The sequence below is a fragment of the Amycolatopsis lurida genome (genome assembly GCF_900105055.1).
Classification (GTDB): domain Bacteria; phylum Actinomycetota; class Actinomycetes; order Mycobacteriales; family Pseudonocardiaceae; genus Amycolatopsis; species Amycolatopsis lurida.
The window spans coordinates 3,579,504-3,594,164 of record NZ_FNTA01000004.1 but is presented as its reverse complement, the minus strand read 5'-3'; the positions used below and the strand labels follow the sequence as shown (position 1 = coordinate 3,594,164).

13 protein-coding genes and 3 tRNA genes are annotated in these 14,661 nt (G+C 67.4%); 8 read left to right on the top strand and 8 right to left on the bottom strand.

All coding sequences use genetic code 11. The annotated features are described in order from the left end of the window. Window positions 1-111: 111 nt before the first annotated feature. Window positions 112-1,353, bottom strand: coding sequence for a L,D-transpeptidase (locus BLW75_RS22020; RefSeq protein ID WP_034310427.1), 1,242 nt, complete (start codon window positions 1,351-1,353; stop codon window positions 112-114). A 421-nt stretch (window positions 1,354-1,774) separates the two neighbouring features. Between BLW75_RS22020 and BLW75_RS22015 the strand changes: the two genes are divergently transcribed. Next, complete coding sequence (locus tag BLW75_RS22015; RefSeq protein ID WP_003097368.1) at window positions 1,775-1,978, top strand: cold-shock protein; 204 nt, start codon at window positions 1,775-1,777, stop codon at window positions 1,976-1,978. 115 nt (window positions 1,979-2,093) lie between these two features. On the opposite strand, the gene BLW75_RS22010 is transcribed toward BLW75_RS22015, so the two are convergent. Beyond that, window positions 2,094-2,513, bottom strand: a complete 420-nt coding sequence (locus tag BLW75_RS22010) for a hypothetical protein (protein WP_034310430.1) — start codon at window positions 2,511-2,513, stop codon at window positions 2,094-2,096. Between the two features lie 515 nt (window positions 2,514-3,028). Between BLW75_RS22010 and BLW75_RS22005 the strand changes: the two genes are divergently transcribed. From BLW75_RS22005 to BLW75_RS21990, 4 genes are all read left to right on the top strand, one after another. Beyond that, window positions 3,029-3,286, top strand: coding sequence for a hypothetical protein (locus BLW75_RS22005; RefSeq protein ID WP_020633070.1), 258 nt, complete (start codon window positions 3,029-3,031; stop codon window positions 3,284-3,286). A 235-nt stretch (window positions 3,287-3,521) separates the two neighbouring features. Beyond that, window positions 3,522-3,594 (top strand) — tRNA-Glu (locus BLW75_RS22000). A 28-nt stretch (window positions 3,595-3,622) separates the two neighbouring features. Beyond that, window positions 3,623-3,696, top strand: a tRNA-Asp gene (locus BLW75_RS21995). A gap of 31 nt (window positions 3,697-3,727) precedes the next feature. Further along, a tRNA-Phe gene (locus BLW75_RS21990) sits at window positions 3,728-3,801 on the top strand. Window positions 3,802-3,931: 130 nt separating this feature from the next. On the opposite strand, the gene BLW75_RS21985 is transcribed toward BLW75_RS21990, so the two are convergent. Further along, window positions 3,932-4,711, bottom strand: coding sequence for a S1 family peptidase (locus tag BLW75_RS21985; RefSeq protein ID WP_034310432.1), 780 nt, complete (start codon window positions 4,709-4,711; stop codon window positions 3,932-3,934). Between the two features lie 157 nt (window positions 4,712-4,868). On the opposite strand from BLW75_RS21985, the gene BLW75_RS21980 reads away from it, so the two are divergent. Continuing rightward, entirely contained in the window at window positions 4,869-5,690 is an 822-nt protein-coding gene (locus BLW75_RS21980; protein WP_034310433.1) for an arylamine N-acetyltransferase family protein, read from the top strand. A gap of 3 nt (window positions 5,691-5,693) precedes the next feature. Here BLW75_RS21980 and BLW75_RS21975 read toward each other — a convergent pair whose 3' ends face one another. The 4 genes from BLW75_RS21975 to BLW75_RS21960 form a co-directional block, all read right to left on the bottom strand. After that, window positions 5,694-5,993, bottom strand: coding sequence for a GNAT family N-acetyltransferase (locus tag BLW75_RS21975; RefSeq protein ID WP_034310435.1), 300 nt, complete (start codon window positions 5,991-5,993; stop codon window positions 5,694-5,696). After that, on the bottom strand, window positions 5,990-8,767 hold the full coding sequence (locus BLW75_RS21970; RefSeq protein WP_034310437.1) for a sensor domain-containing protein: 2,778 nt from the start codon (window positions 8,765-8,767) through the stop codon (window positions 5,990-5,992). Before BLW75_RS21970 ends, BLW75_RS21975 begins: the two co-directional genes overlap by 4 nt. 239 nt (window positions 8,768-9,006) lie before the next feature. After that, window positions 9,007-9,507 (bottom strand): hypothetical protein, encoded by a 501-nt coding sequence (locus BLW75_RS42885; RefSeq protein WP_158005375.1) that lies wholly within the window; start codon window positions 9,505-9,507, stop codon window positions 9,007-9,009. Window positions 9,508-9,531: 24 nt separating this feature from the next. After that, a complete protein-coding gene (locus tag BLW75_RS21960; protein WP_034310442.1) occupies window positions 9,532-10,881 on the bottom strand; it encodes a nucleobase:cation symporter-2 family protein in 1,350 nt (449 codons plus the stop codon). 131 nt (window positions 10,882-11,012) lie between these two features. On the opposite strand from BLW75_RS21960, the gene BLW75_RS21955 reads away from it, so the two are divergent. Continuing rightward, window positions 11,013-12,227 (top strand): NAD(P)/FAD-dependent oxidoreductase, encoded by a 1,215-nt coding sequence (locus BLW75_RS21955; RefSeq protein WP_034310445.1) that lies wholly within the window; start codon window positions 11,013-11,015, stop codon window positions 12,225-12,227. Window positions 12,228-12,260: 33 nt separating this feature from the next. Further along, entirely contained in the window at window positions 12,261-12,980 is a 720-nt protein-coding gene (locus BLW75_RS21950; protein WP_034310448.1) for a Clp protease N-terminal domain-containing protein, read from the top strand. A 78-nt stretch (window positions 12,981-13,058) separates the two neighbouring features. Here BLW75_RS21950 and gndA read toward each other — a convergent pair whose 3' ends face one another. Then, on the bottom strand, window positions 13,059-14,498 hold the full coding sequence (gene gndA, locus BLW75_RS21945; RefSeq protein ID WP_034310450.1) for an NADP-dependent phosphogluconate dehydrogenase: 1,440 nt from the start codon (window positions 14,496-14,498) through the stop codon (window positions 13,059-13,061). Window positions 14,499-14,661 lie beyond the last annotated feature (163 nt).

Below are 14,661 nucleotides of genomic sequence, written 5' to 3'. Positions count from 1 at the left end.
CGAGACGTCTCCGCAGGGCGCCCCGCGGAACTTTCCGGTCAGCGCACGGCAACCAACACGAACGGCCGGAGACCGCGAAGGTCTCCGGCCGCCCGGTTCCATGGAAGTACTTCAGCTCGCGAGAGCGGACAGCTTGGTCCACTCGTCCCAGGAGTAGGTCCAGTCGCTGTAGTCGCGCGCCCGGTTGATCTTCACGGTGCTGCCCTCGATCTCGACGGGGTCGCCCACCAGGGCGCCGTCCATGTACGCCTTGGCGTTCGCCGGAGCCAGGTTCACGCAGCCGTGCGAGATGTTCTTCTTGCCCTGCGCCCAGATCGAGGGCGCGTAGCCGTGGATGAACTCGCCGTTGGTCGAGAACCGCACCGCGGACGGGACGACGATGTTCTCGTAGTTGTAGCGCTCGTTGGTCATCGAGTACGTGTCGTGCTTGGACATCACCACGTGCGTGCCGCTCGGCGTGACCCGGCCCGGGTCGGCGTCGAGGCCGTAGCTGGCCGGGTAGTCCGCGATCTGCTGCCCGTCACGGAGCACCACGAGCCGGTGGGTCTGGGTGTTGCCCTTGACGATCTGCGAGCGGCCGATCGTGAAGCTCGCCGAGCGGTCTTCCTTGCCGTACACGCCTTCGCCGATCTTGACGCCGTAGATCTTGGCGTTGAACTTCACCGTGGTGCCGGGCTGCCAGTAGGCCTTCGGCCGCCAGTGCACCGAGGTGTCGTCGTGGACCCAGGCCCACGATCCCTCGGTCTTCGGCGTGGTCTCGACCGACAGCGCCTTCTCGACCGACGCCTTGTCGGTGACCTTGCTCGGGAACGTCAGCGTGATCGGCATGGCGACGCCGTACGTCTGCCCGTCGAAGACGTTGATGTTCGCGCCCACCTGCTTGCGCGGCTTGACGGTGGTGAAGTTCCCGCCGATCTCGACGGGTTTGCCGTCGGTGCCGGTGGCCTTGCCGGACCACGTGTACGCCTTGCCGTAGCCGAGCTGTTCGGTGGTGGACCAGCTCTTCTTGTCCTCGGACGGCTGGCCCGCGACCTGCTTGCCGTCCGGATTGGTCAGCACGACCTGGTCGAGCGTGCCGTCGGCGACGGTGACCTTGATGGGCTGCCCCGGCGCGACGTCCTGCGCGCCGGCCGCCGGCTCGTACGTCAGTTTGGCGGGCGCTGGAGCCTTCCCGCCGGTGTCACTGCTGACCGGTCCGCCGCCGTCCGGCCCGCTGGCCGACACGGTCGGCTCGCTGCTGCACGCCCCCAGCGTCAGAACGGCCACCAACCCCAGTGCCGCGAACGCCGCCCGGCGGCGCGCGGTTTCCGAAAACCTCAAAGCTTCCCCTTTGCTCCCCTGTACACCGACCATGACGTCCGGACCGCCCCTTAAGTTGATCCCACGGAGAGTGATGCGAGTCACAATCGGGTGGGCCGTGGTTCACGATCGGGGCATGACCGACTTCGGTCCGTGTCCGGCGATGACCTGAGGTCGGCGTGCGGCGACAGGGTAGCGACGGGGTCCGACAGAACCGGGATCGGCGTACGACGTTCCGGTGACCTTGGTACTTGGGGGTGCCCAGAGTCCGATCACGGGCTTCAAATATGGCCAGATCCCGGTACTCTGCCATCAGGCCGTCGTTTTGCGTGTTCGTGGCTTCACACTCGCGGAACTTCTGACGCGAGCCATGAGCCGGTGACGCGCTCTTCGCTCGACTCGTTGGAACCGCCCGGGACGGTCTGGGTGTCGCTTCGGAGGCACTCGAAGCGGATGTGCAACGAGGAGTAAAGCGGTGGCGCAAGGCACTGTGAAGTGGTTCAACGCGGAGAAGGGCTTCGGCTTCATCGCGCAGGATGGCGGCGAGGGCGACGTCTTCGTTCACTACTCGGAGATCGAGGGTCGCGGTTTCCGCACGCTCGAGGAGAACCAGCGAGTGGAGTTCGAGGTCGGTCAGGGCCAGAAGGGCCCGCAGGCCCAGAAGGTCCGCGCGATCTGAGTCCGCCCTTCAGGCGTTGCTCAGACTGATCAGAAAAGCCCCCGGCGAATCGCCGGGGGCTTTTCTCTTGCCTTGAAGGCTTCTTCTGTTGTGCTGTTCCGTTCCGGGCGACGGGTCAGCGGGGGACGGGCTGCTCCCACGCGTTGGCGTCGAAGCGGAATTCGTCGGTGTGGGCTTCCTCGTGGCGGCGCTGTTGGGCCGAGTTGGCCTGCGACTCCCACGAGAGGCGCTCGAGGATCCATTCCTGCGCCAGCGCCTGCGGCGACAGGTTGCGCTCGGCGGCGGCGTCCTTGAGCTGTTCGCAGGCGATGAGGTTCATGCGCAGCTGGAACACCTGTGCTTCACCGAAGCGCTTGCCGGTGCCGGTGCTTTCCGGGTCGTTCTCAGGGGCGAGGGCACGAAGGTAGCTGGTGAGCTCCGTGTCTTCGACGACCGCTTCGGCCTCCTTGGAGGCGGAGTTGCGGTGACGACCGGGGTTGACCGGCTTCAGGTTCGTGCGGCTGCCGCTACGACGGCTCAAGGAAGGAAGGGGCACCGGGCCACGATAACGGTTCGGTCTCGGCAAACCAACCACAGTGAGCCACGACACACCGATTCTTTTGTCCCGAATGGCCCAACCCCGACAGGAAAACCTTTTCCCATGATCACAACCCGCAACCCGGAACAAATTCGATCAAGGTTCCCCGTCCTGGGCTGCCAACCGCCGCGGCCAGGAACCCGGGGTCTGGGGGTGGCCCCCAGAAAACGGAGCGACCCCCGCGCCAGGGGGAGGAACGCGGGGGTCGGAGGGGATCTCCACAGGCGCTGACCGGGGGTGTGTCAGCAAATCGATTGTCGCACGGTTTGCTGAGAAGGGCGAGTGGGCGCGGGCAGAATTCCGGGCAGGGCGCCACCTGTGGTTCGCCTGGGGTTCATGTGGCGCGGACGTACGCGTGATCGCTCTGCGTTGTGCGGAGCGTGGCGGCAGGTTCACTCTCCGGGGGGCTGTGTGTCGCGGCCGGCTCTGGCTAGCCTCGCGGCCAAGCTGTTCGTTGGCCGTCTGGAGGAACCATGGGTGGGTCTGTGGAAGTTCGACAGTTCCTCCTTCGGTACGAAGGTGCCGATGGGGGAAGCTCGACGACGTTGGCCGGTGGTCTGCCGGCGCAGCGCACCGGTCAGGGGGACGCGCAGCGCGTGTCCGACGATCAGGTGCGCCGTGCCCGGCTGGCGGTGGCCAACGGGGCGTTGGGTGTCGATGACTGTGTCCAGTTGCTGGACATGCTGGGGTTGACGCTGGACGAGGACGGGCAGGCGCCCGTGCAGCGCTGAGTTCGTTCACGGGGCCCGGTCGCGCGGAGGTGTGCCGCGCGGCCGGGCTTCGTTTCAGGCCCGGGTGGCCACTCGGGCCTGATATCCTGAAGGCACCGCGTTCTCGCAGGTCCCAGCCCTGTGAACAACTAAGGGACCCCCTGTGCGGAAGCGGAATCGGGGGTGTCCTATAGTTATGTTCGCTCCCGGGGACACCGGAGAGCGCGGGTCGGTCGGTTCGCCGAAACCGAACCGGGCTCCCATCGTCCAGCGGCCTAGGACTCCGCCCTTTCAAGGCGGCAACGCGGGTTCGAATCCCGTTGGGAGTACGCAGTACAGTTACAAAGCAGTATGCAAGGCCCTGTGGCGCAGTTGGTTAGCGCGTCGCCCTGTCACGGCGAAGGTCGCGGGTTCGAGTCCCGTCAGGGTCGCAAGATCGTTCGGCTCCTTGCCGGCGTTCCCGGCCAGGTAGCTCAGTTGGTACGAGCGTCCGCCTGAAAAGCGGAAGGTCGCCGGTTCGACCCCGGCCCTGGCCACCGCTCTCAGAACCGCCTCGATGCACATCGAGGCGGTTTTTTCATGCCTGGGGCGGATTCACGCAACCGCGCGGTGGCGGCCGATGTCGCAGGAGCATCGGGCGCCACCGCGCGTCGCGGGACTCGGTGTCTATTTACCGGTCTGCTGCTTGACCCAGTCGCCGAACGCGGTCACGTCGGTGTAGATGCCCGGCATCTCCGGGCAGCTCGCGGTCTGGCCGCGGCTGGTGGCGCCGACCAGGGTCCACTTGTCGCCCGACTTCACCACGGCCGGGCCGCCCGAGTCGCCGTAGCAGGCGCTCGCCTTGCCGCCCTGGTTGTCCATGCACAGCTCGGTCTGCGCGTCGTAGGCACCGGAGCCGGAGCACCCGGAGTCTTCGGCGACCTTGGTGTCGAGCTGCTGGAGAATCACGGGTGCTTCACCGCAGCCGCGCGTCGGACAGGTCAGCCCCCAGCCGATCTCGCGCACGTCGGTGCCCGCCGCCGGCGATTGGCCGATCTCGATCGGCGCCGCCTCCGCGGGCTTGGTCAGGTGCACCAGGGCGATGTCGTACGGGCCCGAGCCGTCGTACTTCTCGTGGACCACGAACTTGTCCACCTCGGCGACCTCGCCGCCCTTGGTGTGGTCGGTGGTGTTGATGCGGTACTGCCAGTTCGACGGCTGCTCGCCCTCGACGCAGTGCGCGGCGGTCACCAGCCACTCCGGCGCGATCAGCGACGCGCCGCAGTTGTGATCACCGCTCTTGGTCTGCATGGACGCCATGAAGCTGTAGGTCTCGGTCGCGTCCACACCACCCACGATCAGCGGCTGAACGCCCGAGGGCGGTTCGGCGGCGGAAGCCGGCATCGCCAACCCGAGTACGGCGGCCGCTCCGGTCAGCAGACCGGCGACGAGGGAACGAGTCCTCATCTGCTTTCTCCTTCCACACCGGTGTGTTTCACCGGCTCACTCCGGAAGGGTGGCCAATCGTCACTCGTTCGTGGAAGTGACGAAAGTCGGTGGCCGTTGCCAGTTACCAGTTGGCCGATATTGACTTCGAGTTAGGTGGAGGTGTCAATGTCGGAGCATGACAATCGCACCTGAGCAGGTCGACGAATGGACCGTCGACGCCCTCGACCTCGACACCTACCTCGGCCGGATCGGCCAGGATCGCGCGAAACCTTCCGCCGCCGCGCTGCGTGAGCTGGCGAAGGCACACATCCTGGCCGTCCCGTTCGAGAACGTCGACGTCCTTTTGGGGCAGCACAAGGGAATCGCGCTCGAAGACGTGATCGGCAAACTCGTCCACCGTCATCGCGGCGGCTACTGCTACGAGCACGGAAGCCTTTTCGCCGCGGCCGCCGAGCAGCTCGGCTACCCCGTACGCCGCCTGGTCGCGCGGGTGCAGCCGCAGAAGAACGGGCCGTACACGCATATGACGCTCGTGGTCGAGGCGGACGGCGTCCCGCACCTGGTCGACGTCGGCTTCGGCGCCGGGATGCTGGTGCCGATGCCGCTGGTCGACGGCGCCGTGGTGGATCAGGCGGGCTGGCCGCACCGGCTCGTCGCCGACGGCGACTGGTGGCGCCTGCAGAAGAAGGAGGGCGACGACTGGACCGACCTGCATGCCTTCACGCTCACGCCGATGCACCGGATCGACTACGAGGTCTACCACCACTACACGTCGACGCATCCGCGGTCGCCGTTCACCGGGCAGCTGGTGGTCATGCGGCTGGAGGAAGGACTCAGCCGCAAACTGGTCGGCGAGGAGTTCATCGTCGAACGCCCGGACGGGACCAAGGAGACCACCACGATCCCGTCCGAGCGGCTCGACGCGACGCTGCGCGAACTGGACGTCGTCCTCACCGAGGACGAGCTCGCGAAGCTGCTGGCGATCTATCCGGGCTGAGCCTCAGAGTTCGAATTCGGCGCGCTTGTCCTCGGGGACGAGATCCTCGTACTCGCGGTGTTTCGCGATGAACGAGCGCACGTACGGGCAGTAGGGCAGGACGGACCTGCCCTGCGCCCGGACGTCGTCGAGCGCCGCGGTCACGAGCTTGCCAGCCAAGCCCTGTCCCGCGAAATCGTCCGAGATCTCGGTGTGCAGGAACAGGATCGCGTCCGGGCGAGTACGGGTATCCAGGAACCCGGCGACTTTCCCGTCCACCACGATGTCGTAGCGGTCTTTTCCGGCTTTGATCTCGACACTCATCCCAAGGCTCCGAAAAGTTCGTCCGGCGGCGCGGGGCGACCGAGATGGAAGCCCTGCGCCTGGTCACAACGCAGCTCGCGCAGGATCGCGAGCTGCTGTTCGTCTTCGACGCCTTCGGCGACGACGATCAGGTCGACCGCGTGCGCCATCGCGATGATGCTCTTGACGATCGCCGCCGCGTCGCGTGATTCCGCGATGCCGGTGACGAAGGTGCGGTCGATCTTGAGCGTATCCAAGGGGAGCCGTTGCAGCTGGGCGAGTGACGAGTAGCCGGTGCCGAAGTCGTCGATCGCCAGTGAGACACCGAGATCGCGCAACGACGACAGGACTTCGGCGGCCGCGGCCTGGTCCCGCATCAGCGCGCTCTCGGTGACCTCCAGGGTCAGCGCGTGCGGCGGGAGCCCGGTGGTCTTCAGCGCGTCCTGCACGCCGGCGACCAGATGCGGGTCGTCCAGCTGCCGGGCCGAGAGGTTGACCTTGAGGTTGAGGTCGATGCCGAGTTGCTCGCGCCGTCTGGCGATCTCGCGGGTGGTGGTGCGCAGGACGTACTTGCCGATCAGGTTGATCAGGTCGCTTTCCTCGGCGAGCGGGATGAACTCGGCGGGCGAGATCGTGCCGTGCGCCGGATGTTTCCAGCGCAGCAACGCTTCCACGGCGACCATCTCGCCGGATTCGATGTCCACGACCGGCTGGTACGCCGTCCAGAGTTCCTCGTTCTGCAGCGCGTCGCGCAGGTCCTGTTCCATGCGGAGCCGCCGCTGCATCCGCTCGCGCAGCTCGACGTCGAAGAACTCGTAGCGCGCCCGGCCGAGCGTTTTCGCTTGGTACATCGCGACATCCGCGTCGCGCAGGAGGTCTTCGGCGGTCCGGGTGTCGTCGTTGGCCGCGGTGACGATGCCGATGCTGGCGTCGATGTGCAGCTGCCTGCCGTTGACGGTGATCGGTTCGGTCAGCGCTTCGCGCAGATGCTCGGCCAGCGCCTTGATCTCGTGCGGCTCGGTGATTTCCGCGGTCACGACGACGAATTCGTCGCCGCCGAGCCTGCCGACGAGATCGTTCTCGCCGATCCCCCGGCGCAGCCGTTCGCCCGCGATGCGGAGCACCTTGTCCCCGACCGAATGCCCGAGGGAATCGTTGATCACCTTGAACTTGTCGAGATCGATGAACAGCAGCGTGGTCAGCTCGGCACGGCCGGCGCCGGACAGCGCCTCGGCGAGGCTGTCCAGCACCAGCGTCCGGTTCGCGAGTTCGGTGAGCGGGTCGTGCGTCGCCTCGTGGGCGAGCCGTTCGCCGATGGCGCGGCGTTCGGTGATGTCGGTGAACGAGGCGACCACCGCCTGGGCCGACGGGTCTTCCGGGGTCAGCAGCCGCGACGTCAGCGAGATCCAGACGTCGTCGCCGGCGGGCCTGCGCAACCGCAGCACGAGACCGGTCAGCGTGGCCCCGGTGCGCCGGGTGATCACCGACGGCATCCGGGCGGGCGGGATCCGGCCCTGCTCGTCGTACAGCTCCAGTGTCACGCACGGGACGCCGATGAGGTCGTCGTGGCCGACGCCGATGATCCGGCACGCCGCGGGGTTGGCCGATTCGATGAGACCGCCGGGGCCGATCACGACCACGCCCTCGTCCAGGGACGCGACCACCGTGCTGTAGTGCTGTTCGGCGCGCCGCCGGGCCGTTTCGTCGGCGCAGACCAGGACGAACCCGTCGTTCATCTCCGCGGCCGAGATGCGGATGGCCAATGTCGAGCCGTTGCGATGGCGGTGGGTCGTCCGCATGACGCCGCCCCTGCGCAGCACCGTTTCCGGGTCCAGCTCGGCGCCGACGAGCTCGCTGACCGTTCCGCCGATCGCCTCGCCGGCCGTCCAGCCGTAGACGTTCTCGGCGGCGGGGTTCCAGCTGGTCACCACACCGGTGCCGCTGGTCGCGATGATCGCGTCGCTGACATGGCTGATCAGCGCGGCCTGGTAGCGCAGGGTCGCTTCGGCGGCCTTCTGCGCGCTGATGTCACGCATGATGACTTGGAACGCGGGCCTGCCTTCCCACGTCGTGCGCACCGAGATGCTCTGGACCAGGTACTTCGTGCCGTCGAGGCGGAGCATGACGGTGTCGGCGGGGTCGGTCGACGCGCCTTGGCGGTGGAGCGACGCGATCCTGTCCAGCAGGGCCGGGAGCGACTCGTCGGCGACGAAGTCCATGATCGGCCGCCCGATCAGCTCGGCGGTCGAAGACGCTCCGAGCGCGGTGACGGCCGCTCGGTTGACGTACGTGACAACGCCGGCTTCGTGGACGCAGACCGCGTCGGGGCTGAGTTCCACCAGAAGCCGGTAACGGTCAGTGAGGTCTTCGAGGGCTTGCCGGTTCTCGCGGATGTCGGTCACGTCGGTGGCGATGCCGAGCAGGCCCGTCGAGCCGTTGTCGTCACCGATGGTGCGCGCACGCAGCCGGACCCAGCGGACCTCGTCCGCCGGGTTCCGGAACGACTGCTCGAGTTCGAATTCGCGCCATGGCGGGGAAGTGCGGGTGCCGGAGGTCAGCGGGGCCACCAGATCGGCGAGCCTCGACTCGATCTCGGCTTCGGTGAGGACGCCTCCACCCAGCAGGTTCTCCAGTCCTGGCAGCCAGGACAGGGTCTCGTGCTCGAAGTCGTACGACCAGATGGCGGCGTGGTCGCCCGCGAGGCCGAGATCGCCGACCGGCCCGTTTCCGAGCGGGGCGCCTGCCGGGTGACCGGAATTCCCGGCTCCGGGCACGGCGAGGGCGTCAGCCTCCATGATCCGTCCGAATCCCCTCTTCCGGTGCTGGCACCGTCGATTACACCACCCGCGGGGGGCGCTGTATACGCGAACCGAAGGTCGGTCACGGCCGAGATGAGCGGAAGCGGACGGATGCACGCTGTGTGACTGGCCTACGCTGGCGTGTTCCATCGGGTGAATAATTTTTGGTTAACTTCACCCATTCGGCGGTGAGTTGCGGTAAAACTACTCTTCGCTCGTTCCCGGTGTGAAAGGTTTCAGCTGGTGGATGACGACGACGTTTCGGTCGCCGACCTGCTTATTCGCGAGGGCTGGGACGACCACGAGGAGTCACGGGCAAAGTCACGCTGGAGAGTTGTCGCGGTGGTGATCGCCGTGGTCGTCGCCTGCGGCACGGCCGCTGTTCTCGTCGGGTTCGATTCGGACCCGGAACCGAACGCGGCGCCGCACCAGATGAGCGTCATCGAGATGCCGAAGCGGCCTTCGGAAAACGGGGGAGCCGGTGCGACGTCAGCGGTCCCGTCCACCGAGACGGTCGAAACCGGCGAGGGGGAGCCTTCCTCGCGGCCCAGCCGGACGTCGTCCAGCCGCCGCACGTCGAGTTCGGCCGCGTCGACGTCCGACTCCCCGGATCCCACTACGCCGCCTTCGTCGAACGAGCCCGCCGATCCGCCGAGGACGACCGGATCCACCGTCGTGCCGCAGCCGCCCAACCCGACTCCGCCGCCGCCCTCGACGACGCCGACCGAAGAGTGCAAGCTGTGGCCGAAGTGGCTCTTCTGTTAAGGCGCTTGCAGTAGATCCGGGTCCCGGCGTTTGCCGAGGTGGTTGAACAGCAGGTTGAGGGTGAAGGCGACGATCGCGGCGACCGTGATCGGGCTGCCGCAGATGGTCTGAAGCCACACCGGGAAATGCTGGAAGAAGATCGAATTCCCGAACCGGTTCGTGGCGAACGCGGGCAGCAGCCCGACCCCGACCGACACCGCGACGATGAAAGTGTTGTGGTTGCCGGAGAACTCCACCTTCTTCAGGTTCTGCACGCCGACCGCGGCGACCATCGCGAACATGACCACCGCGACCGCGCCGATCACCGGCTCCGGCACGGCCGCGACGAAGGCGCCGACCTTCGGCACCAGACCCATCAGCACGAGCAAACCACCCGCCATCGCGACCACCCATCGGCTGCGCACCCCGGTCATCTGCACGAGGCCGACATTCTGCGCGAAAGCGGTGTCCGGGAACGAGTTCATCGCGCCGCCGAGGATGGCCGAAAGGCCGTCGGTGGCGAGACCGCGCGCGAGGTCGGAATCCGTCGCCGGTCGTCCGGTGATCTCGCCGACGGCGACCAGGTCCGCGGTGGATTCGGTGTAGGTCACCAGCATCACGACGCACATCGAGAGCACGGCCGCGATCGGGAAGGTCGGCGGGCCGAAGTGGAACGGCGACGCGAGACCGAACCAGCCGGCGTCGGCGACCCCCTTGAAGCTCACCAAGCCCATCGGGATGGCCGCGACCAGACCGATCAGCAGCGCCAGCAGCGGGCCGATCTGGCTCGCGAACCCGTGCAGGACCCGGGTGAACAGGACGATCACCGCGATCACGCCGAACGCGAGCGCGATGTTGGCGGGCTTCGCGTAATCCGGCGATTCGGTGTCGTGGCCGGCGATCAGGCCGACGCCCGGGTCGATGAGCGAAACGCCGATGACCATGAGCAGCGTGCCCGAAACCAGCGGCGGGAAGAAGCGGATCATCTTCGCGAACGGTTTCGCGATGAGCAGGCCGAAGACACCCGACGCGATCATCGCGCCGTAGACGGCCTGCATGCCGTACTGGGAGGCGATCATGATCATCGGGTTGACCACGGTGAACGTCGCGCCCGCCACCACCGGCAGCCGGATGCCGAAGATCTTCCCGATCCCGACCGCCTGTATCAGCGTCGCGATGCCCGCGACCAGCAGATCCGCGTTGACCAGCAACGCGATCGTCGCCGTGTCCAGTTTCAGCGCGCTGCCCACGACGAGCGGGACGGCCACCGAGCCCGCGTACATGATCGTCATGTGCTGCAGGCCGAGCAAGGTCAGCTTCGGCAAGGGCGGGCGGGCGTCGACCGGGTGGACCTCGGGCCTGCTCATGGAGCCCCCTTCTCACGTGCGGGAACAAGCAGTGGACTCGCCGGGCATGACCGTAGCGCGTCCGCCGCGTGAGGATCACGTTGCGAAGAAGCGGTGTTGAATGGACAGCGGGCACAACGGAAGGAGCGCCGATGGAGACCGTCCTCGTCGTAGGGGCCGGGCAGAGCGGGTTCGGAGTGGCGACCTCGCTGCGGGACAAGGGGTTCGACGGCCGGGTGGTGCTGATCGGTGACGAACCCGGCCTGCCGTATCAGCGGCCTCCGCTTTCGAAGGGCTACCTCGCCGGCACCGCGGGCGACGCCCAGTTGCGTTTGCGGCCCGAGGACTTCTTCGGGGAGAAGGACATCGAGCTGATCCCCGGCCGTGTCGCGTCGGTGAATCGCGACGCCTCGCAGGTGGTGCTCGATGACGGGAGCGCCCACGGGTACGACCATCTCGTCCTCGCGACAGGAGCGGACAATCGCGTTCTGCCGGTCGCCGGGTCCACTTTGGATGGTGTGTTCACCCTGCGCACCAAGGATGACGCCGATGTGTTGCGTGCCGCGCTGGAAAGCGCGGAGAACGTGGTGGTGATCGGTGGCGGCTTCATCGGGCTCGAATTCGCCGCGCACGCCGGGCGGCCCGTGACGATCGTGGAGGCGCAGGACCGATTGCTGGCCCGTGTCGCGACTCCCGAGGTTTCGGCGTACTTCGCGGCTCTGCACGAGGGGGCCGGTCACACGGTCCTGCTCGGCACGGGGGTCGCCGCGTTGCACGGTGACGGCCGGGTGGCCGAGGTGGAACTGAGCGACGGCAGCCGCCTGCTCGCCGACCTGGTGCTGGTCGGGGTCGGGGTGGTGCCGCGGACACGGCTCGCCGAAGAGGCGGGGCTCGCCGTGGCGAACGGCGTCGTCGTCGACGAACACCTGCGTACGAGCGACCCGAAGATCTCGGCAGTGGGGGACTGCGCGAACTTCCCGTGTGTCCAGGCGGGTACGGCGACCCGGCTGGAGTCGGTGCAGAACGCCGTCGACCAGGCGCGGGCCGTGGCGGCCGTTCTCGTCGGTGAACCCGCGCCCTACGAGAGCCTGCCGTGGTTCTGGACCGATCAGCTCGGCGCGAAACTGCAGATCGCCGGGCTGTTGACCGGGGCGGACAAGACCGTCGTGACCGGGGATCGGGAAGGCGGGAAGTTCTCGGTGTTGTCGTTCCGCGACGGCGTGCTCGTCGGAGTCGAGTCGGTGAACCGGCCGCCGGACCACATCGCCGCGCGCCGCCTGTTCGCCGTGGATCCGGAGCCGCGGTTCGAGACGCTGGAGGCCAACGGCTTCGATCTCAAAGCCACCTTCGCGTCAACTCGGGGTTGACGATTCTTGCATCGTCAACCTAAAGTTGACGGCATGACGAACCCAGTCCGGCTCGATGACCTCATCTCCCACATCAAGCAGCAGCATCCCGACGGCGACGTGCTCGGCCAGCTGTCCGACGCGGTCTACCTCGGCGAACACCTCGGCGAAGTGGCCGACCATCTGATCGGCCACTTCGTCGATCAGGCGCGACGGTCCGGCGCGTCCTGGACCGAAATCGGCAAGAACATGGGGGTGTCCAAACAAGCCGCCCAGAAGCGCTTTGTCGACTCCAGTGGCTCTTCGCTCGAAGACCTGGTGAAGGTGTTCAGCCGCTACACCGATCGCGCGCGGCACGTCGTCGTCGCGTCACGGGACGCGGCTGTCTCGGCGAAGAGCCCGCAGATCGAGCCCGTGCACCTGGTCCTCGGCCTGCTCGCGGAACCGGCCGCGCTCGCCGCCGGGGCGATCGTGGCACAGAAGGTGACTCTCGAAGCCGTCCGCGAGGCCGCGGAGGCGAGGCTGCCGGAACCCGCCGACGAACCGGCGGAAGCGGCGAAGATGGCATTCGGCGCGCAGGCGAAGAAGACGCTGGAACTGACCATGCGGGAGTCACTGCGGCTCGGGCACAACTACATCGGCACCGAGCACATCCTGCTGGCCCTGTTCGAACTCGGCGACGACCTGTTGACCGGGCTCGGACTCACGAAGGAGAAGACCGAGAAGCTGATCCTGCAGGCGCTGGCGGAGATCGTCGCGTCCAGAGAGGGCTGAAAGCGTCCTTCACCGCATGTCGCGCGGTGAAGGACGCTTTCGTCTCATGCGATGCGGGGAAAGTCCCCTTCAGCTCTGTCAGGCGGAGGACTCGGGGCGGCCGTCGGCTGCCCACGCGGTGTGGAACGAACCCTCGCGGTCGACGCGGCGGTACGTGTGGGCACCGAAGTAGTCCCGCTGCCCCTGCACCAGCGCGGCGGGAAGCCGCTCCGCGCGCAGACCGTCGTAGTAGGCCAGCGCGGTCGAGAAGCCCGGGGTCGGGATGCCGAGCCGTACTGCCGTCGAGATCACCGAACGCCATGAGTCCTGGGCATCCTCGACGGCCTTGCGGAAGCCGCCTGAGGTCAGCAGCGTCGGCAGCGCGGGCTCGTCGGCGTACGCGGCCGTGATGTCGTTGAGGAACTTCGCGCGGATGATGCAGCCGCCGCGCCAGATGGACGCGACCTTCCCGAGGTCGATGTCCCAGCTGTATTCGGCGCCGCCTGCCTGGATTTGGTTGAAGCCCTGGGCGTACGCCACCACCTTCGACGCATACAGCGCCTGCTCGACGTCGTCCGCGAAGGTGTCCAAAGCGGACCCCGTCAGCGGAGCGCGCGAGGGGCCGCCGAGGCCGCGGGAGGCCTCCCGCAGGTTCGACGAGCCGGACAGCGAACGCGCGAACACGGCTTCGGCGATGCCGCTGATCGGCACGCCCAGATCCAGTCCGATTTGGACGGTCCAGCGGCCGGTGCCCTTCTGCTCCGCCTGGTCCGCCACGATGTCGACGAACGGCTTGCCGGACGAGGCGTCCGTGTGGGCCAGCACCTGCGAGGTGATCTCGATCAGGTACGAGTCGAGCCGCCCCGAATTCCAGGTGCGGAACACCTCGGCGATCTCCGCGGGGGAGTAGCCGCCCGCACCGCGCAGGAGATCGAACGACTCGGCGATCAGCTGCATGTCGGCGTACTCGATGCCGTTGTGCACCATCTTCACGAAATGCCCGGCGCCGTCCGCGCCCACGTGCGTGCAGCACGGTTCGCCGTCGACCTTCGCCGAGATGTCCTCGAACAGCGGCCCGAGCGACTGGTACGACTCCTTGGACCCGCCCGGCATGATGCTCGGCCCGTGCAGCGCGCCCTCCTCGCCGCCGGACACACCGGTGCCGACGAAGTGGATGCCCTTCTCGCGCAGCGCGGCCTCGCGGCGCCGGGTGTCCGCGAAGTGCGCGTTGCCCGCGTCGACGATCACGTCGCCCTTTTCCAGGAGCGGGACGAACTCGTCGATCACGGCATCCGTCGGCGCACCGGCCTTGACCATGATCACGACCTGGCGCGGCCGCTCCAGCGCGTCGACGAACTCCTGCGCCGAATACGCCGGGATGAAGTCGCCTTCGTCGCCGAACTGCTCGACCAGTTCCTTCGTCCGCTGCTCGGAACGGTTGTGCAGGGCCACCGTGTGCCCGTGCCTCGCCAGGTTCCTGGCCAGGTTGCGGCCCATGACCGCCAGGCCAGTGACCCCGATGCTCGCCTTCTTGCTCATCCGCACCCTTCCGCTTCGATTCCCATGCCGAGCCTATCCCCGTCGAGGGATACGGCGCCGGGGCGAGAAGGGATCAACCGGGAGTTGTCCACAACGTGGCCTGGCTGTGGACAACTCGGCGCTTGCGGCGGCACGCTGGGGTTCGGGGGTTCCCAATGTCGCA

Excerpts from the sequence above, each read along its gene's own strand:
- BLW75_RS21955 (WP_034310445.1), top strand. The coding sequence starts at position 11,013 with ATGGAGACCGTCCTCGTCGTAGGGGCCGGGCAGAGCGGGTTCGGAGTG.
- BLW75_RS21985 (WP_034310432.1), bottom strand. The coding sequence starts at position 4,711 with ATGAGGACTCGTTCCCTCGTCGCCGGTCTGCTGACCGGAGCGGCCGCC.
- BLW75_RS21960 (WP_034310442.1), bottom strand. The coding sequence starts at position 10,881 with ATGAGCAGGCCCGAGGTCCACCCGGTCGACGCCCGCCCGCCCTTGCCG.
- BLW75_RS21950 (WP_034310448.1), top strand. The coding sequence starts at position 12,261 with ATGACGAACCCAGTCCGGCTCGATGACCTCATCTCCCACATCAAGCAG.
- gndA (WP_034310450.1), bottom strand. The coding sequence starts at position 14,498 with ATGAGCAAGAAGGCGAGCATCGGGGTCACTGGCCTGGCGGTCATGGGC.
- BLW75_RS22005 (WP_020633070.1), top strand. The coding sequence starts at position 3,029 with ATGGGTGGGTCTGTGGAAGTTCGACAGTTCCTCCTTCGGTACGAAGGT.
- BLW75_RS21980 (WP_034310433.1), top strand. The coding sequence starts at position 4,869 with ATGACAATCGCACCTGAGCAGGTCGACGAATGGACCGTCGACGCCCTC.
- BLW75_RS21975 (WP_034310435.1), bottom strand. The coding sequence starts at position 5,993 with ATGAGTGTCGAGATCAAAGCCGGAAAAGACCGCTACGACATCGTGGTG.
- BLW75_RS22020 (WP_034310427.1), bottom strand. The coding sequence starts at position 1,353 with ATGGTCGGTGTACAGGGGAGCAAAGGGGAAGCTTTGAGGTTTTCGGAA.
- BLW75_RS21970 (WP_034310437.1), bottom strand. The coding sequence starts at position 8,767 with ATGGAGGCTGACGCCCTCGCCGTGCCCGGAGCCGGGAATTCCGGTCAC.